22 protein-coding genes, 2 tRNA genes and 1 pseudogene are annotated in these 23,784 nt (G+C 69.3%); 17 read left to right on the forward strand and 8 right to left on the reverse strand.

What is annotated here, in order from left to right:
* Positions 1 to 213 precede the first annotated feature (213 nt).
* A tRNA-Thr gene (locus IWX63_RS13310) sits at positions 214 to 285 on the forward strand.
* Positions 286 to 340: 55 nt separating this feature from the next.
* Positions 341 to 414, forward strand: a tRNA-Met gene (locus IWX63_RS13315).
* An 80-nt stretch (positions 415 to 494) separates the two neighbouring features.
* Here IWX63_RS13315 and IWX63_RS13320 read toward each other — a convergent pair.
* Positions 495 to 1,124 (reverse strand): class I SAM-dependent methyltransferase, encoded by a 630-nt coding sequence (locus IWX63_RS13320; RefSeq protein ID WP_334685867.1) that lies wholly within the window; start codon positions 1,122 to 1,124, stop codon positions 495 to 497.
* A 223-nt stretch (positions 1,125 to 1,347) separates the two neighbouring features.
* Here IWX63_RS13320 and IWX63_RS13325 point away from each other — a divergent pair, with 223 nt between their 5' ends.
* Both IWX63_RS13325 and IWX63_RS13330 read left to right on the forward strand, forming a co-directional pair.
* The gene (locus tag IWX63_RS13325) at positions 1,348 to 1,914 is read left to right on the forward strand and encodes a type 1 glutamine amidotransferase domain-containing protein (protein ID WP_199278657.1); all 567 of its coding nucleotides are present in this window, start codon (positions 1,348 to 1,350) and stop codon (positions 1,912 to 1,914) included.
* 137 nt (positions 1,915 to 2,051) lie between these two features.
* Positions 2,052 to 3,122: an ATP-dependent DNA ligase gene (locus tag IWX63_RS13330; protein WP_199278658.1), complete on the forward strand. Its 1,071-nt coding sequence runs from the start codon at positions 2,052 to 2,054 to the stop codon at positions 3,120 to 3,122.
* Positions 3,123 to 3,133: 11 nt separating this feature from the next.
* Here IWX63_RS13330 and IWX63_RS13335 read toward each other — a convergent pair whose 3' ends face one another.
* Positions 3,134 to 3,556 carry a pyridoxamine 5'-phosphate oxidase family protein gene (locus tag IWX63_RS13335; protein ID WP_199278659.1) on the reverse strand — a complete coding sequence of 141 codons (423 nt, stop codon included), beginning with the start codon at positions 3,554 to 3,556 and terminating at the stop codon, positions 3,134 to 3,136.
* A gap of 191 nt (positions 3,557 to 3,747) precedes the next feature.
* Between IWX63_RS13335 and IWX63_RS13340 the strand changes: the two genes are divergently transcribed.
* From IWX63_RS13340 to IWX63_RS13360, 5 genes are all read left to right on the forward strand, one after another.
* Positions 3,748 to 4,689, forward strand: a complete 942-nt coding sequence (locus IWX63_RS13340; RefSeq protein ID WP_334685868.1) for a DUF2797 domain-containing protein — start codon at positions 3,748 to 3,750, stop codon at positions 4,687 to 4,689.
* Positions 4,690 to 4,722: 33 nt separating this feature from the next.
* A complete protein-coding gene (locus IWX63_RS13345; RefSeq protein WP_199278661.1) occupies positions 4,723 to 4,953 on the forward strand; it encodes a hypothetical protein in 231 nt (76 codons plus the stop codon).
* A 91-nt stretch (positions 4,954 to 5,044) separates the two neighbouring features.
* Positions 5,045 to 5,494 carry an FAS1-like dehydratase domain-containing protein gene (locus tag IWX63_RS13350; RefSeq protein WP_199278662.1) on the forward strand — a complete coding sequence of 150 codons (450 nt, stop codon included), beginning with the start codon at positions 5,045 to 5,047 and terminating at the stop codon, positions 5,492 to 5,494.
* Positions 5,495 to 5,496: 2 nt separating this feature from the next.
* Positions 5,497 to 5,937: a MaoC family dehydratase gene (locus IWX63_RS13355; RefSeq protein ID WP_199278663.1), complete on the forward strand. Its 441-nt coding sequence runs from the start codon at positions 5,497 to 5,499 to the stop codon at positions 5,935 to 5,937.
* A complete protein-coding gene (locus IWX63_RS13360; RefSeq protein ID WP_442859131.1) occupies positions 5,934 to 7,025 on the forward strand; it encodes a UDP-N-acetylmuramate dehydrogenase in 1,092 nt (363 codons plus the stop codon). Before IWX63_RS13355 ends, IWX63_RS13360 begins: the two co-directional genes overlap by 4 nt.
* A 78-nt stretch (positions 7,026 to 7,103) precedes the next feature.
* On the opposite strand, the gene IWX63_RS13365 is transcribed toward IWX63_RS13360, so the two are convergent.
* Positions 7,104 to 7,532 (reverse strand): hypothetical protein, encoded by a 429-nt coding sequence (locus IWX63_RS13365; RefSeq protein ID WP_199278664.1) that lies wholly within the window; start codon positions 7,530 to 7,532, stop codon positions 7,104 to 7,106.
* A gap of 184 nt (positions 7,533 to 7,716) precedes the next feature.
* Here IWX63_RS13365 and IWX63_RS13370 point away from each other — a divergent pair, with 184 nt between their 5' ends.
* From IWX63_RS13370 to IWX63_RS13395, 6 genes and pseudogenes are all read left to right on the forward strand, one after another.
* Positions 7,717 to 9,354, forward strand: a complete 1,638-nt coding sequence (locus IWX63_RS13370) for an HNH endonuclease signature motif containing protein (protein WP_199278665.1) — start codon at positions 7,717 to 7,719, stop codon at positions 9,352 to 9,354.
* Positions 9,355 to 9,939: 585 nt separating this feature from the next.
* Positions 9,940 to 11,597, forward strand: a pseudogene (locus IWX63_RS13375) (alkyl/aryl-sulfatase).
* Between the two features lie 5 nt (positions 11,598 to 11,602).
* Positions 11,603 to 12,292 carry a SulP family inorganic anion transporter gene (locus IWX63_RS13380; RefSeq protein WP_199278666.1) on the forward strand — a complete coding sequence of 230 codons (690 nt, stop codon included), beginning with the start codon at positions 11,603 to 11,605 and terminating at the stop codon, positions 12,290 to 12,292.
* A gap of 33 nt (positions 12,293 to 12,325) precedes the next feature.
* Positions 12,326 to 13,297 carry a SulP family inorganic anion transporter gene (locus tag IWX63_RS13385; protein WP_334685886.1) on the forward strand — a complete coding sequence of 324 codons (972 nt, stop codon included), beginning with the start codon at positions 12,326 to 12,328 and terminating at the stop codon, positions 13,295 to 13,297.
* A 3-nt stretch (positions 13,298 to 13,300) separates the two neighbouring features.
* Positions 13,301 to 13,462 carry a hypothetical protein gene (locus tag IWX63_RS13390; protein ID WP_199278668.1) on the forward strand — a complete coding sequence of 54 codons (162 nt, stop codon included), beginning with the start codon at positions 13,301 to 13,303 and terminating at the stop codon, positions 13,460 to 13,462.
* 2 nt (positions 13,463 to 13,464) lie between these two features.
* Positions 13,465 to 14,178 (forward strand): hypothetical protein, encoded by a 714-nt coding sequence (locus IWX63_RS13395; RefSeq protein WP_199278669.1) that lies wholly within the window; start codon positions 13,465 to 13,467, stop codon positions 14,176 to 14,178.
* Positions 14,179 to 14,363: 185 nt separating this feature from the next.
* Here IWX63_RS13395 and asd read toward each other — a convergent pair whose 3' ends face one another.
* The 3 genes from asd to IWX63_RS13410 are packed head-to-tail and all read right to left on the reverse strand — an operon-like array spanning position 14,364 to position 16,901.
* Entirely contained in the window at positions 14,364 to 15,503 is a 1,140-nt protein-coding gene (gene asd, locus IWX63_RS13400; protein WP_199278670.1) for an aspartate-semialdehyde dehydrogenase, read from the reverse strand.
* Between the two features lie 58 nt (positions 15,504 to 15,561).
* Positions 15,562 to 16,125: a dihydrofolate reductase gene (locus IWX63_RS13405; RefSeq protein ID WP_199278671.1), complete on the reverse strand. Its 564-nt coding sequence runs from the start codon at positions 16,123 to 16,125 to the stop codon at positions 15,562 to 15,564.
* Positions 16,122 to 16,901, reverse strand: coding sequence for a thymidylate synthase (locus IWX63_RS13410; protein ID WP_334685887.1), 780 nt, complete (start codon positions 16,899 to 16,901; stop codon positions 16,122 to 16,124). The genes IWX63_RS13405 and IWX63_RS13410 overlap by 4 nt, the downstream gene beginning before the upstream one ends.
* 183 nt (positions 16,902 to 17,084) lie before the next feature.
* Here IWX63_RS13410 and IWX63_RS13415 point away from each other — a divergent pair, with 183 nt between their 5' ends.
* Positions 17,085 to 20,999 carry a Pls/PosA family non-ribosomal peptide synthetase gene (locus IWX63_RS13415; RefSeq protein WP_334685888.1) on the forward strand — a complete coding sequence of 1,305 codons (3,915 nt, stop codon included), beginning with the start codon at positions 17,085 to 17,087 and terminating at the stop codon, positions 20,997 to 20,999.
* Entirely contained in the window at positions 20,996 to 22,363 is a 1,368-nt protein-coding gene (locus IWX63_RS13420; RefSeq protein ID WP_334685869.1) for a M1 family metallopeptidase, read from the forward strand. The genes IWX63_RS13415 and IWX63_RS13420 overlap by 4 nt, the downstream gene beginning before the upstream one ends.
* A gap of 148 nt (positions 22,364 to 22,511) precedes the next feature.
* Here the strand turns inward: IWX63_RS13420 and IWX63_RS13425 are convergent, their stop codons facing one another.
* Complete coding sequence (locus IWX63_RS13425; RefSeq protein ID WP_334685870.1) at positions 22,512 to 23,378, reverse strand: 4'-phosphopantetheinyl transferase family protein; 867 nt, start codon at positions 23,376 to 23,378, stop codon at positions 22,512 to 22,514.
* A gap of 81 nt (positions 23,379 to 23,459) precedes the next feature.
* A complete protein-coding gene (locus tag IWX63_RS13430; RefSeq protein WP_199278674.1) occupies positions 23,460 to 23,696 on the reverse strand; it encodes a hypothetical protein in 237 nt (78 codons plus the stop codon).
* Positions 23,697 to 23,784: the final 88 nt, after the last annotated feature.

Consider the following 23,784-nt stretch of genomic DNA (forward strand, 5'->3'; position numbering starts at 1 on the left):
GACCCGCTACGACAAACTCGCCCTCACCTACCGCGGCGGCGCCGTACTACGCGCGATTACCCTCTGGCTCAAACGGTTAGGAGACACGCCCTAGCTGACCGAACCCCGCCGGACCCGCGCTCTGCGCGGGTCCGGCGCGGAATCCGGCAGCCGCCGTGGAGCGGCTGCCGATTTCGCACCAGCGGCCCGGAACTGGTAAAGTTTCTTGCTGTTGCCCCCCTAGCTCAGTGGTAGAGCGCGTTCTTGGTAAGAACGAGGTCACCGGATCGATTCCGGTGGGGGGCTCGCAAATGAGGGGGCCCGTGACGATCATTTGATCGGTGCGGGCAGACTCATTTGGGGCGGTGTAGCTCAGCTGGTTAGAGCGCACGACTCATAATCGTGAGGTCGTGGGATCGAGTCCCACCACCGCTACAGGACGAACCACAGAGAAGGCCCCGGAGCTTCGGCTCCGGGGCCTTCTGCGTGTGCAGGGGTGTCGGTCTGCGCCTGCTTCAGCGGAGCCGTACGGCCTGAAGGACGGCGTCCTTGATCGCCACGTCACGGCCGTCCGGGGTGCGCTGCGTCCTCGGCCGTGCTTCGCAGGCGAGGATGTCCCAGGAGTCGTCGAGCAGTGCGGCGATCTGCTCCGGGGTGTAGAACACCTCGGCGTGCGGCGGCCGTCCGACCCCGGCGTGCCGGTCCGACGGATCGTGGGCGACGATCAGGAGGGTACCGCCGACGCCGACGAGCGTCGCGAGCTCCCGGAAGACCCGCGAACGGTCCGGATCCGGGAGGTGCATGAACTGGACCGACACGAGGTCCTGTCCTCCAGGCAGTTCCGGCGAGGCCAGGAGGTCCACGTGCCGCCACTCCAGGCGGTCCGCGATCGGACCTTCGAGCTCCCGGGCGTGGGTGCGGGCACGGGTGAGGGCCACCTCCGAGACATCGACGCCGAGGACGGTCCATCCCCGGGAGGCGAGCCAGACGGCGTCGGCGCCCTCTCCGCAACCGACGTCGAGCGCACGGCCGGGCGTCAGGGCCTCCGCCGCGGCGACAAGCTGCCGGTTCGGGTTGCCGCTCCAGATCCTCGACGCGTGCTGCCGGTAGCGGTCGTCCCAGAACTCTTGTGTGTAGTCAGTCACTATGGCGTACCTCTTCCCGACGCTTCGAGCCGGCGGGTGCGGAGGCACCCGTCGCCAGCCCATCATCCAGCCCCCGGCGGTGAACACCAAGGACACGTCCGAGATCTCGGCCTCGGACGCCGCCGGCTCCCCGTGGCAGGCAGATGCTCAGCTTGCTTATGACCCGGCGCATTCCTAGGCTGGACCTGGCATGACAGCCACGCTCTAGGCAAGGGAGAACAGCATGTCCCAGCACGACATTTCCGGTAAGAAGGTCGCATTCCTGCTGACGGACGGGGTGGAGCAGATCGAGCTCACGAGCCCCTGGAACGCCGTCGAGCAGGCGGGCGGAGTCCCCACGCTGATCGCACCCAGGACGGGGACCCTCCAGGGCTTCGACGGGATGGACAAGGGCGACACGTTCGAGGCGGACCTCGCCGTGGCAGAGGCGAAGGCCGACGACTACGACGCCCTGGTCCTCCCGGGCGGCGTCGTGAATGCCGACTTCCTGCGCGTCGACAAGGACGCCCAGGCGTTCACCCGGGCCTTCTTCGAGCAGCACAAGCCTGTCGCCTCCATCTGCCACGGCCCGTGGCTGCTCATCGAGGCCGGCGTGGTGAGCGGCCGGGACATGACGTCCTACCACACGCTCGCCACGGACCTGAAGAACGCGGGCGCCAATTGGAGCGACGAGGAGGTCGTGGTGGATCAGGGACTGGTCACCAGCCGCACCCCTGACGATCTCGAGGCGTTCAACGACAAGCTCCTCGAGGAGATCGAGGAAGGCCCCCACGAGGGACAGACCCCGTAAATCCGGGTACGTCCGGAGACGAAGCCTCGACGACACTGCAGGGTCCGCCGTCCGGCGGGCCCTGCAGTGTCGTCGAGGGAGTCCGCGTGGCAGGGGCATTCATGGCCAAGCCCGGGCCGATACGACAGGATCAGAGGATGACCGACCTCCCGTTCCCCGTCCAGCCCATGCTCGCCAAGGCCGTCGCTGCCGTCCCTGAGCCGGACAGCGTGCCCGGAGGTCTGGTCTACGAGCCCAAGTGGGACGGGTTCCGGGCGATCGTGCGGATCGCGGACGGCACCTGCGATATCGGCAGCCGTGGTTCGAAGATGCTCACCCGGTACTTCCCGGAACTCGTCGAGGCACTGCTCGAGAACCTTCCCGAGCGCTGCGTCGTCGACGGCGAGATCGTGGTGCGGAAGGGGGAACCCGGTGCCGAGCGGCTCGACTGGGACGCCCTGTCGCAGCGGATCCATCCGGCGGAGAGCCGGGTGCGGCTCCTGGCGGGGCAGACGCCGTCGTCGTTCGTCGCCTTCGACCTCCTCGCCCTGGACGGGGCCGACCTGACGGGTGTCCCGTTCGGCGAGCGCCGGAAAGCACTGGAGGGTGTCGGTGAGTCCTTCGCGCAGCCGGTCCACCTCTCGCAGGTCACGCACGACGTCGAGCTCGCGCGCCGCTGGCTCGTGGAGTTCGAGGGTGCCGGCCTCGACGGCGTCGTCGCGAAGCCGCTGGCCGCCGGCTACGAGCCGAACAAGCGGCGCATGCTCAAGGTGAAGCACCACCGCAGCGCCGACACCGTGGTGCTCGGCTACCGTGTCCACAAGTCGGGGCAGGGAGTGGGGTCGCTGCTGCTCGGTCTGTACGACGATGACGGTGGGCTACGGAACGTCGGCGGTATCTCCGCGTTCTCGGACACGCGCCGGCTGGAACTGGTCGGCGAGCTGGAGCAGGACGTGATGCGCGACGACGACGGCGCGGCAGAACTCGGTGCCACCGAGCGGAGCCGCTTCGCCCCCGCGAAGGACGTGTCCTACATCCGGCTCCATCCGCGGCGCGTGGTCGAGGTGCGGTACGACCAGATGGAGGGTGACCGCTTCCGCCACACCGTCCAGTTCGAACGGTGGCGGCCGGACCGGGAGGCCCGCTCCTGCACGTTCGACCAGCTCGACATCCCGGCGGCCTACGACCTCAGCCGCGTGCTCGCGGGCGGGGGAGGGACGCCGGGATGATCCCCGGCAGGTCAGTACCGCTCCGGTTCCTCGCCCAGTTCGAAGTGGCGCCCATGGATGTAGGTGGGCGTGATCTCCACATACGTGTACTTCCGTGTCGGGATCCAGGGCTTGAGCGGTAGCGTGTCCGCCTCATCCACCTCGGACTGCGACACGATCACCCGGGCCGTGCCCTTGATGACCACGCTCCAGGCTTCGTCCTTGTTCACCTCGTCCACCTCGAAGGCGACGCGCTCGTTCACCGTGATTTCGGCCAGCTTCGTGCCGGGATTCGTCCGCATGAACAGCGCGCCGTTGTGGGTGACGAAGTTGAGCGGGTAGATGTCCGGCTCGCCCAGCACGCTCACGGCGAGGCGACCGTACTCACAGTGTTTCAGCATGTCCCATGCTTCGGCGTCAGACAGGATGGTTCCGGGTCGTTCGTCGCTTTCCATGGCGTGATCCTCCTGGGCGTCGTGGCGTCCGGCCGGGCGGACGCGCGGGTCGTGCGGCATCAGTTTCCCCGACGTCCGCTGCGGACACCAGAGTCCGGTGGCCCCAATGCCCGGGACCCCTGGCCGGCCGATCAGCGCCGATGCCCGCATGGCCCGCCGTCGTTGTCGGCGCCGGCCCCTACGCTGGATCCGTGGAACCCACCTATCTCTGCAGCGGCGTGACCTGGCACGAGGCAGGGCCTGCCCTGTCCATGTGGGCGGTGTCGGCGCTGCGCGGGGACTCCGATGGCGACGATGAGGGGCTGCGCGAGTTGCAGCTCACGCCCGGCACGAGACTGGCCTTCGAGGTCACCGCGGAGGAGAAGTACTGCCTCGGCTTCCACCGCGTCCATGGACGGGACGATCGCACCTGGGTGCGGTGCGCTGATCAGGCGCCGGCGGAGCGCGGCCACCAGTGCGGGCGGTGCTTCGCGCAGGACGACGTCCGCTTCATGCACGACATCCATCGCTCCGGGATCGCCCCCGCGGGGCTGAAGCGCTACCTCGACCAGCCCCACTGGCTCTACGTGGCGACCTTCGCGGACGGCTCGACGAAGGTCGGGACGGCGTCGCACCCGCGGAAGCGGGCGCGCCTGGTGGAGCAGGGCGCCATCGTGGCGCAATTCGTCGCGTACGCCCGGGACGGGCGGGTCGTCCGGGTCCTCGAGGACGAGGTCACCCGCACGGTCGGCCTGCCGCAGGCCGTACGATCCGCCACCAAGGCCGCGTCCCTGTGCGCACCGCTGCCCCCGGTCGAGCTCCAGCACCTCAACGACGGGTTCGCCCTGGCGGCCCGGGGACTGCTGGGCGGGGGCATGGGCATCGAGGGCTTCGAGGTGGTGCACGAGGAGTTCGAGCCGCCACCGTCGTGGTCCGCCGTCCTCGGCCTGCGGGGGCTGCAGCCGTATCCGGTGCCGCTGGGCCGCGGCCGGCACGGCGTCACCGTCCGAGAGGTGCTCGGCTCGTCGGCGCTGGTCTCCATCGACGGCGCGGACCTCGTGTTCGTCGCCGATCTCTCCCAGCTCAAGGGTCGGCGGCTGCGGGCCGGTGACTTCAGCACTCCGGTGCCGGCCGTCCAGGAAGCCCTCTTCTGATGACCGCTGGGCAGACGGCAGTAGAATCGGGGAATGCTGAATACGCCCTGGGAGACCGGCTCGGACCTGTACCGCAAGCTGGTGGTCTCCGCCCTGGTGACCACGGCGCTCGGCATCCTCATCGCCGTGGTGGGAGCCGTCACGGACCAGCGCACGCTCGTCCTCACCGGCATCCCGATCATCGTGGTCGGTATGGTGTGCCACCTCGCCGGCATGGTGGTGCGCTCGCGCGACACCCGGCGCCGCCTCCGGGACAGGCGCTGAGCACGCCCGGCCCGACGGCGGACGCCGTCCCCTCCCCATGCCTTCAGCCAGGATCTCCCGCCCGCCCGACGCCGTTTCCATCGGAGGAACCATGACCATCGACCCAGACCTGCAGGGGCGCAGCTACCCCGCAGGAGAGACCTACTCCGTGGGCCGTGAGGCGATCCGCGATTTTGCCCGCGCCGTCAAGGCGACCCACCCGGCGCACTACGACGTCGACGCCGCGGCGGCGCTCGGGCACCGGGACCTCGTGGCCCCGCCCACCTTCGCGATCGTCGTCGCCCAGCGTGCCGATGCGCAGCTCATCAATGACCCGGGTGCGGGGATCGATTTCACCCGTGTCGTCCACGCAGACCAGCGTTTCGTCCACCACCGCCCGATCCTCGCCGGCGACCAGCTCGTCGCCGAACTCCATGTGGACCAGGTCAGGGCCATGGGCGGCGGCGCGATGATCACCACGCGTGCGGAGATCTCGACCATCGACGGCGAGCCGACGGCCACCACGACGTCGTCCCTCCTCGTTCGTGGACAGGACCAGTAGCCATGACCGTATCCATCAGCACGCTCGAAGTGGGCCGGCAGATCGGCTCCACCACCATCGACATCACCCGCCAGGACCTCGTCCGGTACGCGGGCGCGTCGGGGGACTTCAACCCCATCCACTGGAACCAGGCGTTCGCCGAGGGTGTCGGGCTTCCCGGCGTGATCGCGCATGGCATGTTCACCATGGGTGCCGTCGTCCAGCTCGTCACCGACTGGGCGGGCGACCCCGCCGCAGTCATCGACTACCAGACGCGTTTCACCAAGCCCGTCGTCGTCGAGGACACCACGGCGCATCCCGGGGAGCCCGGAGCCGTGGTGGAGGTGACGGGCGTCGTCGGCGCGATCGACGCCGAGCGGTCGATGGCGAGGATCGACCTCACCGTGACGTTCGCCGGGCAGAAGGTGCTCGTGAAGGCGCAGGCCGTGGTGAAACTGTCATGACCGTGCCCCTGACCGGCACTCTCCTGGCCGACGTCACAACGGCGCGGGTCGGAGGACTCGCACGTACGTTCGTGGAGGCGTCGACCGAGGAGGAGATCGTGGAGGCCGTCCGGGCCGCCGATGCCTCCGGTGAGCCGCTGCTCATCATCAGTGGCGGTTCGAACCTGCTGATCGGCGACGACGGCTTCGCAGGCACCGTCCTCCGCATCACCTCGAGCGGTTTCACCGTCAACGACGACGACGCCACCTGCGGCGGCGTCATGGTCAAGGTCCAGGCCGGACACGACTGGGACGACCTTGTCAGGTACACCGTCCTCCACGCGTTCACGGGCCTTGAGGCCCTCTCGGGCATCCCGGGGTCCACGGGTGCGACGCCGGTCCAGAATGTCGGGGCCTACGGCTCGGACGTGTCCCACACCATCGCCACCGTCCGGACTTTCGACCGCGAGACGGACAGCATCAGAAGCTTCACCAACTTCGAGCTGCAGTTCGGCTACCGTGATTCCCTGCTCAAGCGCAGCACCGTCGACGGGTCACCGCGCTACGTGGTGCTGACGGTCGAATTCCAGCTCGGACTCGGACGCATGAGCACCCCGATCCGGTACGCCGAGCTCGCCCGTGCGCTCGGCGTCGAGGTCGGGGCGCGTGCCTACGCCAACGACGTGCGCCGTGAGGTGCTCAGGCTGCGTGCAGGCAAGGGCATGGTGCTGGAGGCGCCGGACCCGGACACCTGGAGCACGGGATCGTTCTTCACCAACCCGATCGTCCCGCAGGACGTCGCGGAGCGGCTGCCCGACGACGCTCCCCGCTATCCGTCGGGTGAGGACGGCCGCGTGAAGCTCAGTGCCGCCTGGCTCATCGAGCACGCCGGGTTCTCCAAGGGGTTCGGCCTCGCGGACGACGACGGGTTCGCCGCTGCCGGTGGCCGGGCCTCGCTGTCGACGAAGCACACGCTCGCCCTCACGAACAGGGGTGGTGCCTCGGCGTCGGACCTGCTGTCCGTGGCCCGGCTCGTGCGGGACGGGGTGGAGCGGGCCTTCGGCATCCGGTTGGAGCCCGAGCCGCTGCTCATCAACTGCGTCCTCTGACCGTTCAGGGTTTGCCCGTACTTCGTCTGCCCGTCTGCCAGGTCCCGCGGTTGCCCGGGGTTTGGCTGCCCGGTCCCGTCAGCGGGCGGGGGAGCGGCGCGCTTGCTCGGCAGCGGCGCGGGTGAGGACGACGTCGTTCCAGCTGTCCTCGCGCTGCACGAGTTGCCGCGAGCACAGCCACTGCGCGAGGCGTGAGGCGACGCTGATCTGTGCGAGGCGGTCGTGGAAGTCCGGGAGGAGCTGTGGTGCAGCCAGGAACTCGGGCAGGGCGTGCAGCAACTGCCGTGCGCCCATGACCCCGACGTAGGGGTCCTCGGTCCCGAACTGGCGTTCCAGGGCGAGCAGCTCCCGGTCGCCGACTGCCAGCCCGTCCGCGGCGATGTGCTCGAGGTAGTGCCTGAGGTGGTCCTGGACGCGCTCGTACCGCAGCAGGCTCGCCGGGTGCCGCGTATGGCCGCTGGCCGCGAAGAAGCGCCGGAGGATGATGTCTGCGTTCACGGGATCCATGCGCCCATCCTCCCGGCACCCTCCGACCTTTTGGGGCCGGCTGTTCGGTAGAGTCGGTTCCGGGATCAGGGCCCGCGCGCGGTCGCCGCCACCGTGCTCGACATGTGGATAAGTCGTTGCCGACTTGTCCTCCACATTGACATCGCGCACTCGGAAATAGTACGTGTGTTCGATAAAATCAGGTATGACCAATGCACCGATGGAGGATCCGAGTGACCAGGACCTTTCTCTGGGATCCGTGCGTGCCGCACTCGTGCAGGTGGCCGGCTTACTGACCGACCGTGGCCGGACGCTCTCACGGAGCGCGGCAATGCGGACGCTCGTCGAGATCGAGGACATCTCGCGGGTCGTCGACTATCTTCAGGTATTCGCCGCGGGCATGGCGGAGGCGCAGGAGCTGGCATCGGGTGACAGGCCTCGTGCCGTCGGTTCTCTCCAGACGCGGGCGGAACAGCCACTCGGAAGGCCAGGAACGGTCGGCGCGGCCGGGGTGAGGGCTTCCGGTGAGCAATCAGGTGATGATGCGAGCGGGATTCGATTCCGTACCTGTGCGGACTACCTGCGGGTGAGGCTGGGTATCAGCCTGGCCGAGGCGAAGCGAAGGCTCGACCTGGCGCACACCGTACTGCCCGTGGTCGCTCCCTCAGGTGCGCTCGTCGAGCCGCAGTCGGCGGCCGTCAGCGTTGCGTTCGCTTCAGGCACCTTGAGCGGGCGGGCAGCGACGGTCATCTGTTCTTCAGTGGAACGGGTCCGCTGCGTTGCCGCCCCCGAGCAGTTGGAATCGATGGAGCATCACCTCACCAGGCAGGCGCTGGAGTCCGATGAGGATGTCCTGCGCGTCCTCGCCCGTCGTTGGGAGACCGTCCTGGACCAGGACGGTCAGGAACCCTCGGAGAAGGTGCTGCGAAATCGTCAGGGCGTATTCTTCCGGGGCCGGCGCAACGGACTGCGCATCCTCGAGATCGGGGCCACCGACGAGCAGTTCGAGCACCTTGTCACGGCGATGAACACCGCTACGAACCCGCGGACGCCCAGTACCGATCGCACCCCGGACCATCCTCAGTGCCTCCGCGGTGCAGAAGCCACGACGGATGGTGTGGGTAGCGGATCCTTGCCGGCGGACCGACTGGAAGATCCTACGCGGGCGCAGAGCCTGCTCGACGGGCTGGTGGGCGCGTGCCGGATCGCTCTGTCCACGTCCCTCCTACCGGCTGCCGGTGGCCACCGGCCCCAGGTCATGGTCACCATCGACTACCGGGACCTCCTCGGCGATCTCCGCACCACCAGCTTCCTGGACACCAGTAGCCGGGACACCAGTAGCCGGGACACTTCCGGTGATGCCCTCACCGCCGGCCCGAGGGGTGGAAGCGGGACCGGCCGTGCCGTCTTCACCGAGCAGCTGAGTGCGCGCACTATCCGGCGGATCGCCTGCGACGCCGATCTCATCCCGCTCGTGCTCGGCGGTGACGGGCAGGTCCTCGACATCGGCCGTGCGGGCAGGCTCTTCCCGCCGCATCTGCGTCGAGCACTGGTCGCCCGGGACCGGGGCTGCGCCTTCCCGGACTGCACCATCCCGGCCCCTTGGTGCGAGGCCCATCACATGACGCCGTGGTCCCACGGGGGCACAACCGGCATCGACAACGGAGTCCTGCTGTGTGCGCATCACCACCACATCGTCCATGACGGCCGCTGGACGGTGGCATCGCACAACGGCATCCCCTGGTTCACCCCACCGCCCCACCTCGGTCGACACGGTCGACACGGGACCAGCGCGCGACGCAACCGGTACTGGCACGCCCAGCCCGGGGTCATCTGCACCTAGCGGGGGTTCACGGCCACGTATGGTGTGAACCGGGAGCGCCTCGAAACGCACGGATCATCCACCCCCGACGAGGTACGTCCCTGGGGCACGGTCCATGATTCCGCTTCCCCCGACTATCCCCGCGAACGTCCCGAAGTCACGGCGCTGAATCACTTTCAGGGTCATCCACCTGGGTGGAGGCCAGTCCCGGGCTGTGGCGGATGCCGCCACCGGGTCCTGCTTTCTCCTGAGTACGTCAGGTGAGGCTTTCGACCCATGTGCGCGACAGCCGGGTTTCCTACCATGACTGGACAGACACCGTGCCCGATCCGGGGTGCGGTCATGAGAAAGGCGTCTGACGTGGACGATTCGGGAGCATCGGCAGCAGTCGCGGGAGCCCACGGAGAGGCGCTGGCGTCCCTGCCCTTCAAGGACCGGCGCGATTTCACCAATGCACAGCGTGGCTTCATGGGAAGACGCGAGCCCGGCGCTATTCACGCCGCCGACGGCGCGGTGGTGTGGGACAACGACAGCTACGCCTTCCTCTCCGGGGACGCCCCCGCAACGGTGCATCCGAGCCTGTGGCGTCAGTCCCAGCTGAACGCCATGCAGGGACTGTACGAGGTGGTCGAGGGCATCTACCAGGTGCGTGGGTTCGACCTCGCGAACGTCACGTTCGTGGAGGGGGACACGGGTGTCATCATCATCGACCCCCTGACCTGTGTGGAAACGGCCCGTGCCGCTTTCGAGCTGTATCGGCAGCACCGGGGCGCGCGGGACGTGCGCGCGGTCATCTACACGCACAGCCACGGGGACCACTTCGGCGGGGTGAAGGGGGTGACCACCCAGGACGAGGTCGACGGCGGACGTGTCGCCGTCATCGCTCCCGAGGGATTCACCGGGCACGCGGTGGCCGAGAACGTGTACGCGGGAACAGCCATGTCCCGGCGAGCCGCCTACATGTTCGGAGCGGCATTGGACCGGGGGACGGAGGGCCAGGTCGGGGCAGGACTGGGACAGACGCTGCCCACCGGTGAGGTCACGCTGATCGTGCCGACCATCGACATCACCTCGACGGGTCAGACTCTCACGGTCGACGGGGTGGAGATCGAGTTCCAGCTAGCGCCGGGCACGGAAGCCCCGGCCGAGATGCATTTCTACTTCCCCCGCTACCGCGCCCTGTGTATGGCGGAGAATGCCAACCACACCCTGCACAACCTGCTGACGCTGCGCGGCGCGCTGGTACGCGACCCGCGGGTTTGGGTGCAGTACCTCACGGAAGCCGTCGAGCTTTTCAGCGACCGTACCGACGTCGAATTCGGCTCGCACCATTGGCCCACCTGGGGTCGGGACGAGATCGTGGACTTTCTCTGCACCCAGCGTGATCTCTATGCGTACCTGCATGACCAGACGCTGCGCCTGATCAACCGGGGATTGAACGGCGCCGAGATCGCCGAAGAGATCACACTGCCGCCCTCCCTCGAGAACGCGTGGAACGCCCGCGGATACTACGGGTCGGTGAATCACAACGTGAAGGCCATCTATCAGCGCTACATGGGCTGGTTCGATGGCAACCCGGCCCGGCTCTGGCCGCATGTGCCGGAGCAGGCGGCCCCACGCTACGTGGCCGCCATGGGCGGTCTCGATGCGGTCATCGGCCAGGCCAGGACCGCATTCGACGGCGGGGACTTCCGCTGGGCGGCTATGCTGCTGGACCACGCGGTGTTCGCCGATCCCGCCAACGGGGAGGCCAAGGGCCTGCTCGCCGACACCCTGGAACAGCTGGGCTACGGCTCGGAGAACGGCACCTGGCGTAACTTCTTCCTCTCCGGCGCGGCCGAACTGCGCGGCCAGAACTTCGGTTCCCCCACGGTCGTTTCCCCGGACATGCTCGGGCAACTCAGTATTGAGCAGTTCTTCGACGCCATCGCCATTCGAATCGACGGACCGAAGGCCTGGGACCTGGATGTCGCCATCGACTGGACCTTCACGGATGTGGCCGTAACTACCGGGCGAGACTGCGTAACGGCGTGCTCATCACGGTTCAGAAGCCGGCCGCCCCCGATGCCGATGCGACAGTGACCTTGACCAAGGCCGTCCTGCCCCTGTTCATCGGTGGCTCGTCGGCTGCTGCCGGCGCTGCCGGTGCCGCGGTCGAGGGGATCCCGCGGCCCTGGAAGCGCTTCTCGGAGTTCTGCAGCCGGGCGATCCCTCATTCCCGATCGTCACCCCGTGAGCGACCCGTCCCGGCCGGGTGGGCATGATGCCGATGCAGCAGCGAAAGCGGAAGTGGAAGCTCGGGCTTCCTAGCTCGCGTGCAATCAGACGGGACGCCGGAGCCGGGATCTCCCTCGGGCTCGTCAGCATCCCCGACGGGCTGGCGGCCGGAATACTGACGGGCGTCAGTCCATTGGCCGGCCTGTACGGATATCTGGTCGGCACAGTGACCGGCGCCCTGACCACGAGCTCGGTGCTGATGTCGGTGCAGGCCACGGGTGCCATGGCTGTGCTCATCGCGGACGTACCCGAGATCCGCTCACCGGCGACGGCGGAGTCTGCCCTCGTGACCCTGGCCGTCATGACGGGGGCGGTCATGCTGATTCTCGGAGTGTTCAAGCTCGGCACGCTGGTGCGCTTCGTGCCCAACGCGGTGCTCACCGGGTTCATCAGCGCAGTGGCGGTCAACATCGTCCTGGGCCAACTGGGCGGCATCACCGGCTACACCAGCGACGCCTCCAACCGTCTGGGGCGGGCCGTCGACACAGTGATCCATGTGGCCGCTTTCGATGGGCCGACGTTCCTCGTCGGCCTGGCCACGATCGGACTGATCCTCATCCTTGAGAAGACCCCGCTGGGTCCTTTGGGCCTGTTCGCCGCCGTCGTTGTCTCCTCGGCAGCGGTGGCACTGGTACCGCTGGAATCGGTTCAGCAACTACGGGACATCGCCGAGATCCCGTAGAGCCTTCCTGGGCCCGTTTTCCCTTCGGCGGCGCTGTTCCTGCCGCTTCTCGTTCCGGCGCTGTCGCTGGCGTTCGTCGGCCTGGTGCAGGGCGCTGCCATCAGTCAGTCGGTGCCGAACCCGGACGGCTCGTACCCGGACGTGTCGGGGGATTTCCGGGGCCAGGGTATCGCGAATGTCGCCTCCGGGATGCTGCAGGGCATGCCTGTTGCCGGCTCGATGTCGGCGACCGCCCTGGTGACCCCAGCGGGTGGCAGGAGCCGACTGGTGAACCTCACGGCCGGAGCGGTCATGGTCCTTGTCATCCTGCTCCTGGGCGATCTCGCCGGATTCATCGTCATGCCCGCGCTGGCCGCCCTGCTCATCCTGGTCGGCATCCGGACCTTCAAACCCGAGCTGGTGAAGATGGTGTGGCGGACAGGTCCGACGCAGGCGCTTGTCATGACCATGACATTCATCCTGACGGTGCTCATCCCGCTGCAATACGCGGTGCTGATCGGCGTCGGCACCTCGGCGATCCTGTTCGTCGCCCGCCAATCCAACAAGATCGTCGTATCCCGCTGGATCTTCACTGACGGAACGGACTTCCCCCGGGAAACGGCACCCCCACGGGAGCTGCCCCCGCACGAGATCGTGGTCCTCACGGCCTATGGCAGCCTCTTTTTTGCCTCCGCCGCGGTCTTCGAGCAGCAGCTTCCCACGGTGACCGCCGCTTCGCACGGATCCGTCGTCGTGCTGCGGCTGCGGGGCAAGGAGGACCTCGGGAGCACGTTCATCCAGGTGTTCACCCGGTACGCCGACGAACTTCACGCCGTCGGAGGCCACCTACTGCTCGCGGGGATCGGGACGCGCATCCTGGGCCAGCTCTCAGCGACCGGTGCGCTGGACGCGATTGGACGCGACAACGCCTTCGCGGCCACGCCGAGGGTCGGGGAGGCACTGACGCGTGCGCTGGACAGTGCGCGGGAACTGCTCGATGAGGGCACGGCAGGGGAGGGGGAGTGAACCATGGCCGCCGGAGAGGAAATCGACGACGAACCTCGCCGGAGGACCGCCGGGGACAGGGGTGAGGTGCGGGATGCAGCCCACGCGGCCGCCGCCCTCACAGCCATCGTGGTCCCGGCCGCCACGGCCGTGATCGTCAGTATGCCCAGGAACGGCGGGTGCTGATCATGGCCACACCAGCAGGCCCGTCCGAGTTCCGCCGGCTGACCACGCCCCGATCGGCTGCCATCGCAGGTGTGCTCTTCGCCGTGCTCTTCGCAGGCAGCCTCGTCCTCCTCCGCGTAGCGATTCCCGGGGAATCCGCGCGGGGCACCGACTGGCTCGAAGAGGGCACCCCCGCGCTGTCGGCTGCCGTGACCATCATGCCTTTCGCAGGCATCTCGTTCCTGTGGTTCATCGGGGTCATCCGTGACCGGCTCGGGGACGCGGAAGACAGGTTCTTCGCCTCCGTCTTCTTCGGCAGTGGCCTGTTGTTCCTGGCCATGATCTTCATATCGATGGCGGTTGCCGGCGGCATCCTCGCCTCCGCCCGGACCAGCCCGGACCCAGCCTCCACGGAGGAGATCGCCTATTTCGGGCGTGCCGTGATGCTGCAGATCAGCAATGGCTACGCCTTGCGCATGGCCGGTGTCTTCATGATCTCCCTCGGGACGATCTGGCTTCGCACCGGTTCCATGCCGAAGTGGCTGGCGATCATCACGTACGTCGCTGCGACAACGCTTCTCGTCATCTCGACCCTGAGTCTTTGGGCCACGCTGGTCTTCCCGGCGTGGGTGCTGCTCGTCAGCCTGCACATCCTGCTGCGGACCTTCGGTCGCAGGGCCCCGCACCCACCAGTCGACCGGGCCGAGGACGCGGGAGGACCGCCGCCGGTCTCCTGATGTGCCGGTCCTTCATCACCACACGATCAGCCCCTGATCTTCTGCATCATCGATCTTCTGCATCAGGGTCCCACCAGAGAATCACCCCCGTCGTCGGTCGCGGCGATCATCGCTCGAGGCTGGATCCGATCCGTTATGGCGGCGTCGGGGAGTCAACGTCAGGTGGTGAGGAGAAGACATGAACCTCAGAGGTTGCCGATGGCGATCATCAGCATCCTGCGGAGCGGCTCGGCCGCTCCCCACAACAGCTGGTCGCCCACTGTGAACGAACTGATGTACTCCGGGCCCATCTCGAGTTTCCGGATCCGGCCGACGGGGATCTCCAGCGAGCCGGTGGCCGCTACCGGCGTCAGGCCGGCGACTGTGTCCGCCTTCGTGTTCGGGATGACGCGCACCCATTCGTTGTCCGCCGCCAGGATCGACTCGATCTCGCTGACCGGCAGGTCCTGCGTCAGCTTCAGGGTCAGCGCCTGCGAGTGCGAGCGCATGGCACCCACACGGACGCACAGGCCGTCGAAGGGGATGCGCGTGGCGGTGCCGAGGATCTTGTTGGTCTCCGCCCCCGCCTTCCACTCCTCCCGGGAGACGCCGTTGCCGAGGTCGCTGTCGATCCAGGGGATGACGGACCCGGCCAGCGGGACGCCGAACTGGCTCGCTTCGAGGCTCGGATGCCGCTGCTTGGCGAGGATCGCACGGTCGATGTCGAGGATCGCCGAGGCGGGGTCGTCGAGATTGGCGGCCACGGTGCCGTGGAGCGCACCGAACTGGTTGAGCAGTTCCCGCATGTGGCGGGCGCCGCCACCGGAGGCCGCCTGGTAGGTCATCGATGTACCCCACTCCACGAGGCCGTTGCGGAAGAGCCCACCCAGCCCCATGAGCATGCAGGAGACCGTGCAGTTGCCGCCGATGAAGTCGCGGACACCGTTCGCCAGTCCGGCGTCGATGGCGTCGCGGTTGACCGGATCGAGGACGATGATGCTGTCCTGCTCCATCCGTAGCGTGGAAGCGGCGTCGAGCCAGAGGCCCTGCCACCCGCTGTCGCGCAGCTTGGGGTAGACCTCGGCGGTGTAGTCGCCGCCCTGGGCGGTGACGATGATGGGCAGCTTGGCGAGCGTCTCGACGTCGTACGCGTCCTGCAGTGTTGCCGTGCCCTCCGCGAACTGCGGTGCGGCACCCCCGGCGGCCGAGGTCGAGAAGAACACGGGGTTGATCCTGGCGAAGTCGCCCTCGTCCTGGAGGCGCTGCATGAGGACGGAGCCCACCATGCCACGCCAGCCCACGAAACCGACGGTGGGCAGGGCTGAACTGTCGGGTGCTGAAGTCATCCCTCCAGTTTAGGCGGAGGCCCCGGGACGCGCCGGTTTGTGACCGATCCCTCCCGCGTCAGCCCTGCTTCGTCCAGAGGCTGACACGGTAGCGGGTGCCCTTCGTGGACTCCAGCCACCCGGCCTCGGGGGTCAGGGCCGCCAGCGCCCAGTCCGTTCCCAGCAGGGGTGCCAGGGTGTCGCCCTCCGCCGCCGACTCGACCACGGTGACGAGGGCCGCGTTGGCGTGCGGCATCGCGTCGGCGTACACGCGGCCGCCGCCGATGACCCAGATCTCCTCCGCGCCGGGACTGGCGCGGGCGGCCTCGAAGGCGGCGTCGAGCGAACCGACGACGACGGCGCCCGGCAGGTCCACGCCGGACCCGGAGATGACGATATTGGTGCGGTCCGGCAGGGGACGGAACGTCGAGGGGAAGGACTCCCAGGTGCGTCGGCCCATGATCACGGGGTGGCCCGTCGTGGTGGCCTTGAAGTGCGCCAGGTCCTCCGGCACGTGCCAGGGGATGCCACCGTCCCTGCCGATCACGCCGTCCTCGGTCTGCGCCCAGATCATGCCGATCACGGGATGGGACCCGACGGCGTCGTGCACGCTCAGGGGGCGGGGGGAGACCGTCGCGCTCATACGGCGACCGGTGCCTTGATGGTCGGGTGGTGCCGGTAGTCGATCACGTCGAAGTCCTCCAGGGTGTAGTCGAAGATGCTCTCCGGTTTCCGCTTCAGCTCGATGCGAGGGTACGGGTAGGGCGCACGGGACAGCTGCTCGGCGACCTGCTCCACGTGGTTGTCGTAGACGTGGACGTCGCCGCCGGTCCAGATGAACTCGCCGGGCTCGAGGCCGGTCTGCTGGGCGACCATCAGGGTGAGCAGGGCGTAGGAGGCGATGTTGAACGGGACCCCGAGGAACGTGTCCGCGGACCGCTGGTACAGCTGGCAGGAGAGCCTGCCGGGACCGCCGTCCACGCCGGGGGTCACGTAGAACTGGAAGAACACGTGGCAGGGCGGCAGCGCCATGTTGTGCAGCTCGGAGACGTTCCAGGCCGAGACCAGGTGGCGGCGGGAGTCGGGGTTCGTCCTGAGTGCCTCGACTACTTGGGCGATCTGGTCGATGTGGCCGCCGTCGGGCGTGGGCCACGAACGCCACTGGACGCCGTAGACGGGGCCGAGCTCGCCCTCACCGTCCGCCCACTCGTTCCAGATGGACACGCCGCGCTCCTGCAGCCAGCGCACGTTCGAATCGCCGCGGAGGAACCAGAGCAGTTCGAGCGCCACGGACTTGAAGTGCACGCGCTTGGTGGTGACGAGCGGGAAGGAATCGCTGAGATCGAAGCGGAGCTGCCGTCCGAACACGCTCCGGGTACCGGTGCCCGTCCTGTCGCTCTTGGCCGCGCCGTTCGCCATGACGTCGCGCAGCAGGTCCTCGTAGGGGGTGGGGATGGGAGTGCTCACCCGGCCAGTCTAGGACGTCACGCCCGCCCCGAGCCGCCGGAGCCGGCACGGGTAGACTGTCCCCGGGCTCGTGCAGATGACGGCGTCGCCGCTCACCTGCTGTTCATTTCGTACCGGAAGAATCCAGCCGTGACCATACCCTCGCCCGAGACCGACACCGCGCCCCCTGACGCGCGGTTCGCAGCGTCCGGGCGGGCGCCGGCGCCCCGAACCCTCCTCGACGTCCTGCGGGCCACGGCCGCTGAACACCCGAGCGCTTCCGCGCTCGACGACGGCATCGAGAGCCTCAGCTACGCGGAGCTGGTGACGGCCACCGACCGCTTCGCCGCGATCCTGCGCGACGCCGGAGTGGGCCGCGGCGACACCGTCGGGGTACGCCTCCCCTCGGGCACCAACGAGCTGTACATCGCGATCCTCGGCGTGCTCTCGGCGGGTGCGGCCTACGTGCCGGTCGATGCCGACGATCCGGAGGAGCGCGCCCGCGTCGTCTTCGCGGAGGCGGGCGCCGCCGCCGTCGTCGGCCACGGCCTGTCGGTGGTGGCCGGACCGGGCGGACGCCGGAGAGGCACCGGAGACCCCACCCCGGACGACGACGCCTGGATCATCTTCACGTCCGGCTCCACGGGCACGCCGAAGGGCGTCGCCGTCTCGCACCGCTCGGCAGCCGCCTTCGTCGACGCCGAAGCGCGCCTGTTCCTGCAGCACGAACCCCTCGGGCCCGCCGACCGGGTCCTGGCCGGTCTCTCCGTCGCGTTCGACGCCTCCTGCGAGGAGATGTGGCTGGCCTGGCGGCACGGCGCGTGCCTCGTGCCGGCGCCCCGCGCCCTCGTCCGCACCGGCGTCGACCTCGGTCCCTGGCTGATCGCCCGAGGGATCACCGCGGTGTCCACCGTGCCCACACTGGCTGCGCTGTGGCCCGCCGACTCCCTCGAGAATGTCCGTCTCCTCATTTTCGGCGGGGAGGCATGCCCTCCGGACCTCGCGCAGCGCCTTGCCGTCCACGACCGCGAGGTCTGGAACACCTACGGCCCCACCGAGGCGACCGTCGTCGCCTGCGCCGCACGCCTCGGCGCGGAGGGGCCGGTACGCATCGGCCTGCCCCTGGACGGCTGGGACCTCGCCGTCGTCGACGAGTCAGGGATCCCCGTGCAGGAGGGCGGCACGGGCGAGCTCATCATCGGGGGCGTGGGACTGGCCCGCTACCTCGACCCGGCCAAGGACGCCGAGAAGTACGCGCCGATGCCCACGCTCGGGTGGCGCCGCGCCTACCGTTCGGGCGACCTCGTGCAGCTGCAGGCGGCCGGGCTGGTCTTCGTGGGCCGGGCCGACGACCAGGTAAAACTCGGCGGCCGCCGCATCGAGCTCGGTGAAGTGGATGCGGCACTCCAGGCGCTGCCCGGGATCGCCGGCGCCGCCGCAGCCGTGCGGACCACGCCGTCGGGCAACCAGCTCCTCGTCGGGTACCTCGTCCCGGTCGGCGACGCCCCCGACCTCCCGGCGCTGCGCGCGTTGCTTGCCGACGAGCTGCCGGCCGCGCTCGTCCCGCTGCTGACCGTCACCGACGCCCTGCCCACGAAGACCAGCGGCAAGGTGGACCGGAACGCCCTGCCCTGGCCGCTCGCCGGCGTCGGCGATCCCGGCGGGCCCGGCAGCCTGGAGGACCTCGACCCCCGCGTCCGGTGGATTGCGGACCAGTGGGCAGCCGTCCTCGGCACCGTCCCGGCCGACGAGGACGCGGACTTCTTCCTGCACGGCGGCGGCTCCCTCGCCGCCGCCCGGCTCGTGTCGCTGATCCGCACCCGCTACCCGGTCGTCACCGTCGCCGACATCTATGCCCATCCGCGGCTCGGTGCGCTCGCCTCCTTTGCCGCAGGGACGGGCGACGGCGGCGAACAGCCACCCACCCCTGAACGCGCCGTCCGGCGCACGGCGCGCAGGTCGCAGGTCTTCCAGACCGTCATGGGCATCCCGCTGCAGTTCCTCGCAGGCATGCGCTGGCTCACCTACGCGATGATCGCGAGCAACTTCCTCGCCGGGCTCGGGGTCCTCACGGCTCCGGCGACGCTGTCCTGGTGGTGGGTGGCGCTGTCCTGGCTCGTCTTCGTCAGCCCGTTCGGGCGCATGGGCCTGTCCGTCCTCGCGGCCCGGCTCCTGCTGGGCGGCGTGGAGCCCGGTGTCTACCCGCGGTCCGGCAGGGTGCACCTGAGGCTCTGGCTCGCCGAACAGATCTCGGACAGCGTCGGGGCGGTCAGCCTCGCGAGCGCGCCCTGGGTGCAGTTGTACGCGCGGGCGCTGGGAGCGCGCATCGGGCCCGACGTCGATCTCCACTCCGTCCCGCCCGTCACGGGTCTGCTCACCCTCGGAGCCGGCGCATCCGTGGAACCGGAGGTGGACCTCTCGGGCTGGTGGATCGACGGCGACCGCATCCACATCGGCGGGATCACCGTGGGCGCGGGCGCCGTGGTCGGAGCCCGCAGCACGCTGATGCCGGGAGCGAGGATCGGCAGCGGGGCCGAGGTCGCGCCAGGCTCGGCGGTGCAGGGTGCCGTCCGACCCGGGCAGCTCTTCGCGGGTTCGCCCGCCACCCGGGTGGGCCGGGCCAAGCAGGACTGGCCCGACGCCCCACCGGCCCGCTCCCGCCTGCGCAACCGCCTGTCCTTCGTCGCATTCGCCGCTGCCTCGGGCGCGCTCGCGCTCATCCCGTACTCCGCCGCCGTCGTCGCCTCGCTGCCCGTCGTGATCGCGCTGCGCGGCGCGTCCTCCCTGTCCTCGGCGTGGCCGTCCCTCGCAGGACCGGTGGCGCTCGCCGCCGTCCTCTGGCTCGTCGTGAACGCAGCCCTCGTGCTCGCCACGGTCCGGATGCTGGGCATCGGCCTGCAGGAGGGCCACTACCCTGCGCGCAGCCGCATCGGCTGGCAGATCTGGGCCACGGAGCGCACCCTCGACATGGCACGGGACCTCCTCTTCCCGCTCTACGCGAGCCTGTTCACACCCGTGTGGCTGCGACTCCTCGGTGCGCGGGTGGGCCGGAACGTCGAGGCGTCCACGGTGCTCCTCATCCCGAAGATGACCACGATCGGCGAGGGTGCCTTCCTCGCGGACGACACCATGGTCGCCTCCTACGAGCTCGGCGGGGGATACCTGCGCATCGCGCCCGCGAAGATCGGCCGGCGCGCCTTCCTCGGCAATTCGGGCATGACGTCGGCGGGACGTCGCGTACCGAAGAACTCGCTCGTCGCGGTGCTGTCGGCCACGCCGGCGAAGGCCAAGGCCGGCAGCTCCTGGTTGGGCAGCCCACCTTCCCGCCTGCGCCGGCTCGCCGTCACGGGGGACCAGAGCCGCACGTTCCAGCCACCCGGCCACCTGAAGGCGGCGCGTGCGTTCTGGGAACTGTGCCGCGTGGTGCCGGTCATCCTCACCGTCACGATCGCCGCCGCAGCTTTCGTGGCCTTCGACGCGCTCGCCCTGTGGGGCGGCTACCTCGTGGCGGCCCTGCTGAGCGGCGTCGTGTTCACGGTGCTGGGTGCGGTCGCCGCTGCGAGCGCCGTCGTCGCGAAGTGGCTGCTGGTGGGGCGGATCAGGGCGGGCGAGCACCCGCTGTGGAGCTCCTTCATCTGGCGCAACGAAGTGGTGGACACCTTCATCGAGAGCGTCAGCGCCCCGTGGTTCGCCCGGGCCGCCAGCGGAACCCCGTCGCTGGTCTGGTGGCTGCGGGCCCTGGGCTCGAAGATCGGACACGGTGTCTGGTGCGAGAGCTACTGGCTGCCCGAAGCCGATCTGGTGACTCTCGGCACCGGGTCCACTGTCAACCGCGGATGCGTCGTGCAGACCCATCTCTTCCATGACAGGATCATGAGCATGGACACCGTGGAGCTCGCCGCAGGCGCAACCCTCGGCCCGCACAGCGTGATCCTGCCCGCAGCGCGTATCGACCCGGGCGCCACCGTGGGGCCGGCGTCCCTCGTGATGCGCGGCGAGACCGTCCCGGCAGGGACCTACTGGATGGGGAACCCGGTCAGCTCCTGGTCGGGTCCGGGAGACGGTGCGTGAGCACCAGTTCCGAGAGTTTTGCGCCTGACCCGTACACCCCGACCAACGGCAGCACCTCCTACCGGGTCGACCACTACGACCTCGCCCTCGACTACCGGCTCTCGAGCAACCGCCTGGGCGGTCGTGCCGTCCTGACCGTGACCGCGCACCGGGGCCTGCACCAGCTCGAACTCGACCTCCGAGGGCTCCGTACCACCAGGATCACCTCCGATACCGCCCGCATCCGGTCCTTCAAGGACCGCGCAGGCAAGCTCGTCATCGCGTTCCGCGACCCCGTGCCGGCCGGTTCCACGTTCCGGCTCGACATCCGGTACGAGGGCAACCCCCGGCCCCTTACCGGGATCTGGGGCGAGATCGGGTGGGAGGAACTGACCGACGGCGTCCTCGTCGCCGGACAGCCCGTCGGTGCGCCGTCGTGGTTCCCGTGCAACGACCACCCCTCGCAGAAGGCGGTCTACCGGATCGCGGTGACCACCAATGCCGGGTACCGGGCCATCTGCAACGGCGTCCTCGTCTCACGGATCGACAGATCCAGCCGGACCACCTGGACCTACGAGCAGGCGGAACCGATGGCCACCTACCTCGCGACGGTGCAGATCGGTCGCTATTCCCTCATGGCGCTGAATGATCCCGCGAGGCCCGCCGTCGGCCTGCCCGCCCCAGGTGCGCCCCGCGAGCCGGGAACCCCCGTGCCCCAGTACGCCGCGGTGCCGCCGGCCCTCGCCCCCTCGGCCAGGGCATCGCTGGCGCGGCAGCACGAGATGATGTCGGTGTTCGAACAGAGCTTCGGCCCCTACCCCTATCCGCAGTACCTGGTGGTCGTGGCCGATGACGACCTCGAGATCCCCCTCGAGGCACAGACGCTCTCGATCGTCGGGCGCAACCACCTCGACCAGGACTGGGAGGCGCAGCGGCTGATCGCCCACGAGCTCGCGCACCAGTGGTTCGGCAACTCCGTCACGGCGGCGCGCTGGCAGGACATCTGGCTGCACGAGGGCTTCGCCTGCTATGCCGAATGGATCTGGTCCGAGGCCAGCGGGTCGACGACGGCGGACGCCCACGCGCGGTCCACCCACCAGCGCCTGGGCCGGGCACCCCAGGACCTCGTCCTGGCCGACCCCGGTGCCGCCGACATGTTCGACGACCGCGTCTACAAGCGTGGTGCCCTGACGCTGCATGCGCTCCGGAAGGCCGCGGGCGACGACGCCTTCTTCGCCCTGCTGCGTTCCTGGTCCAGTGAGCACCGCTTCGGGACGGCCACCACGGCGGACTTCATCGCGTTCGCGGTGCGGACGCTTCCCGGTGCCGGCGTCGGGGACCTCCTGGTGCCATGGCTGCTCTCGAAGGCACTGCCCGCCCTGTGAGGCGCGCCGTCCGACACCCGGACGACGGCAAGCCGGTCCCGGCCGGAGGATCGTGTCCTCCGGGGGTCGGGCGGCTCCTCAGCGCCGATCGCCCCGCCAAGGTCGTGTCCTCCGGGGGCCGGGCGGCTCCTCAGCGCCCAGCTGTTCCTCAGGGCTGAGCGGTTCCTCCAGGTCCTCCAGGTCCCACGGCGACAGCGGCCACGAGGCCCAGGGGCTCCAGTGGCACCCCGTCGACGGAGGGAAGATCGGTGATACTGCGCTCCCGCAGTACCTCCACCGTGTCCGGACCGCGATCGGCGAAGCCCGTGCCCAGTGCTTTGACCAGAGCTTCCTTGCGAGCCCACAGGCGTGCACGGGCCGCACTCCGATCGCCGACCGGGAGCCGACCGAGCGTGTGCCGCTCTCGAGGAGTCAGTGCCACGTCGTCGAAGCCGTCGAAGTCGACTGCGGCGATCTCGGCGAGATCCACGCCGAGTCCGGAACGGGCGCCCGGTGCGTGCGGAGCGCCCGGAGCGCCCGTTCCGTGCGGTCCGAGCGCCCCGAGCAGGGCGAAGCCGCCGGACCGGGACAGGCTGAGTGCCAGCGGTATGCGTTCGCCGCACAGCAGGTACTCCGGACGGCCGTGATCGGACACGCCGTCCGGTCCGCAGGCCGGGCAGGCGAAGCAGGAGATGAGAAGGCCGGTTCGGGTCCCGAGGAGGTCGGCGGCGAGGGCACGCAGGAGGAACCTGCCCGCGACGAACGCCGCGGCCTGCGCGGGATCGACGGTCCGGGCTGCCCGCGCGCGTTCGACGTCGTCGAGGAGCCTGAGCATGACGCTGGTCGGCGGGAGGTCGGAACCGGGACCGATCCGTCGCAGCCGGAGGACGGGGCGTGGTGGCAGGCCGGCAGGATCGGCCGCGGTGGCCGGCATGCTGGGGAACCTGCCGGGAGCCGGAGTGCCAAGCTCAGCGGCCGTGGCCGGCATGCCGGGGAACGGCGTGCCGAGTGCCGGAGTGCCGGGAAGTCGCTTCACGCCACCATCGTCCCCGAGGACCGGGCCGTGAGGCCATCCGGCCTTGGAAATATGTCGGGAGCCAGTGGGGCGACGGTCGTCCTAGTGGCCGCCGAACAGCTCGGCGCAGACGTCGTCGCGCAGGACGAACGGCCGCGGACGATCGGGGTCGGCAGGTCGACCGTAGATGTAGTACCCGCGGCCCTCGCCGGGCCCGCCGGCGGCGCGGTCGATCGCGTGCATGAGCTTCGGCGTGAGCGGCCCGGAGGGTCCTATCCGGTGGATCTGCTCGATCTCGTGCGGCGCGAGTGCCCGTACGAGACCCTTCACATCGGCCATGGGAGCGTTCCTCTCGTCGGTGCCGGTCGCTGCGTGAGGGTCCGACACTAGGCACTCCGGGTGAACGAGGCGTGAACGCGGGCGATCA

Source organism: Arthrobacter sp. CAN_A2 (assembly GCF_015752045.1).
Lineage (GTDB): Bacteria > Actinomycetota > Actinomycetes > Actinomycetales > Micrococcaceae > Arthrobacter_D.

What these genes read in the sequence shown, in the direction of transcription:
- IWX63_RS13325 (WP_199278657.1), top strand. Translation starts at nt 1,348, where the DNA reads ATGTCCCAGCACGACATTTCCGGTAAGAAGGTCGCATTCCTGCTGACG.
- IWX63_RS13330 (WP_199278658.1), top strand. Translation starts at nt 2,052, where the DNA reads ATGACCGACCTCCCGTTCCCCGTCCAGCCCATGCTCGCCAAGGCCGTC.
- IWX63_RS13335 (WP_199278659.1), bottom strand. Translation starts at nt 3,556, where the DNA reads ATGGAAAGCGACGAACGACCCGGAACCATCCTGTCTGACGCCGAAGCA.
- IWX63_RS13345 (WP_199278661.1), top strand. Translation starts at nt 4,723, where the DNA reads ATGCTGAATACGCCCTGGGAGACCGGCTCGGACCTGTACCGCAAGCTG.
- IWX63_RS13350 (WP_199278662.1), top strand. Translation starts at nt 5,045, where the DNA reads ATGACCATCGACCCAGACCTGCAGGGGCGCAGCTACCCCGCAGGAGAG.
- IWX63_RS13355 (WP_199278663.1), top strand. Translation starts at nt 5,497, where the DNA reads ATGACCGTATCCATCAGCACGCTCGAAGTGGGCCGGCAGATCGGCTCC.
- IWX63_RS13360 (WP_442859131.1), top strand. Translation starts at nt 5,934, where the DNA reads ATGACCGTGCCCCTGACCGGCACTCTCCTGGCCGACGTCACAACGGCG.
- IWX63_RS13365 (WP_199278664.1), bottom strand. Translation starts at nt 7,532, where the DNA reads ATGGATCCCGTGAACGCAGACATCATCCTCCGGCGCTTCTTCGCGGCC.
- IWX63_RS13370 (WP_199278665.1), top strand. Translation starts at nt 7,717, where the DNA reads ATGACCAATGCACCGATGGAGGATCCGAGTGACCAGGACCTTTCTCTG.
- IWX63_RS13380 (WP_199278666.1), top strand. Translation starts at nt 11,603, where the DNA reads ATGCAGCAGCGAAAGCGGAAGTGGAAGCTCGGGCTTCCTAGCTCGCGT.
- IWX63_RS13390 (WP_199278668.1), top strand. Translation starts at nt 13,301, where the DNA reads ATGGCCGCCGGAGAGGAAATCGACGACGAACCTCGCCGGAGGACCGCC.
- IWX63_RS13395 (WP_199278669.1), top strand. Translation starts at nt 13,465, where the DNA reads ATGGCCACACCAGCAGGCCCGTCCGAGTTCCGCCGGCTGACCACGCCC.
- asd (WP_199278670.1), bottom strand. Translation starts at nt 15,503, where the DNA reads ATGACTTCAGCACCCGACAGTTCAGCCCTGCCCACCGTCGGTTTCGTG.
- IWX63_RS13405 (WP_199278671.1), bottom strand. Translation starts at nt 16,125, where the DNA reads ATGAGCGCGACGGTCTCCCCCCGCCCCCTGAGCGTGCACGACGCCGTC.
- IWX63_RS13410 (WP_334685887.1), bottom strand. Translation starts at nt 16,901, where the DNA reads ATGGCGAACGGCGCGGCCAAGAGCGACAGGACGGGCACCGGTACCCGG.
- IWX63_RS13430 (WP_199278674.1), bottom strand. Translation starts at nt 23,696, where the DNA reads ATGGCCGATGTGAAGGGTCTCGTACGGGCACTCGCGCCGCACGAGATC.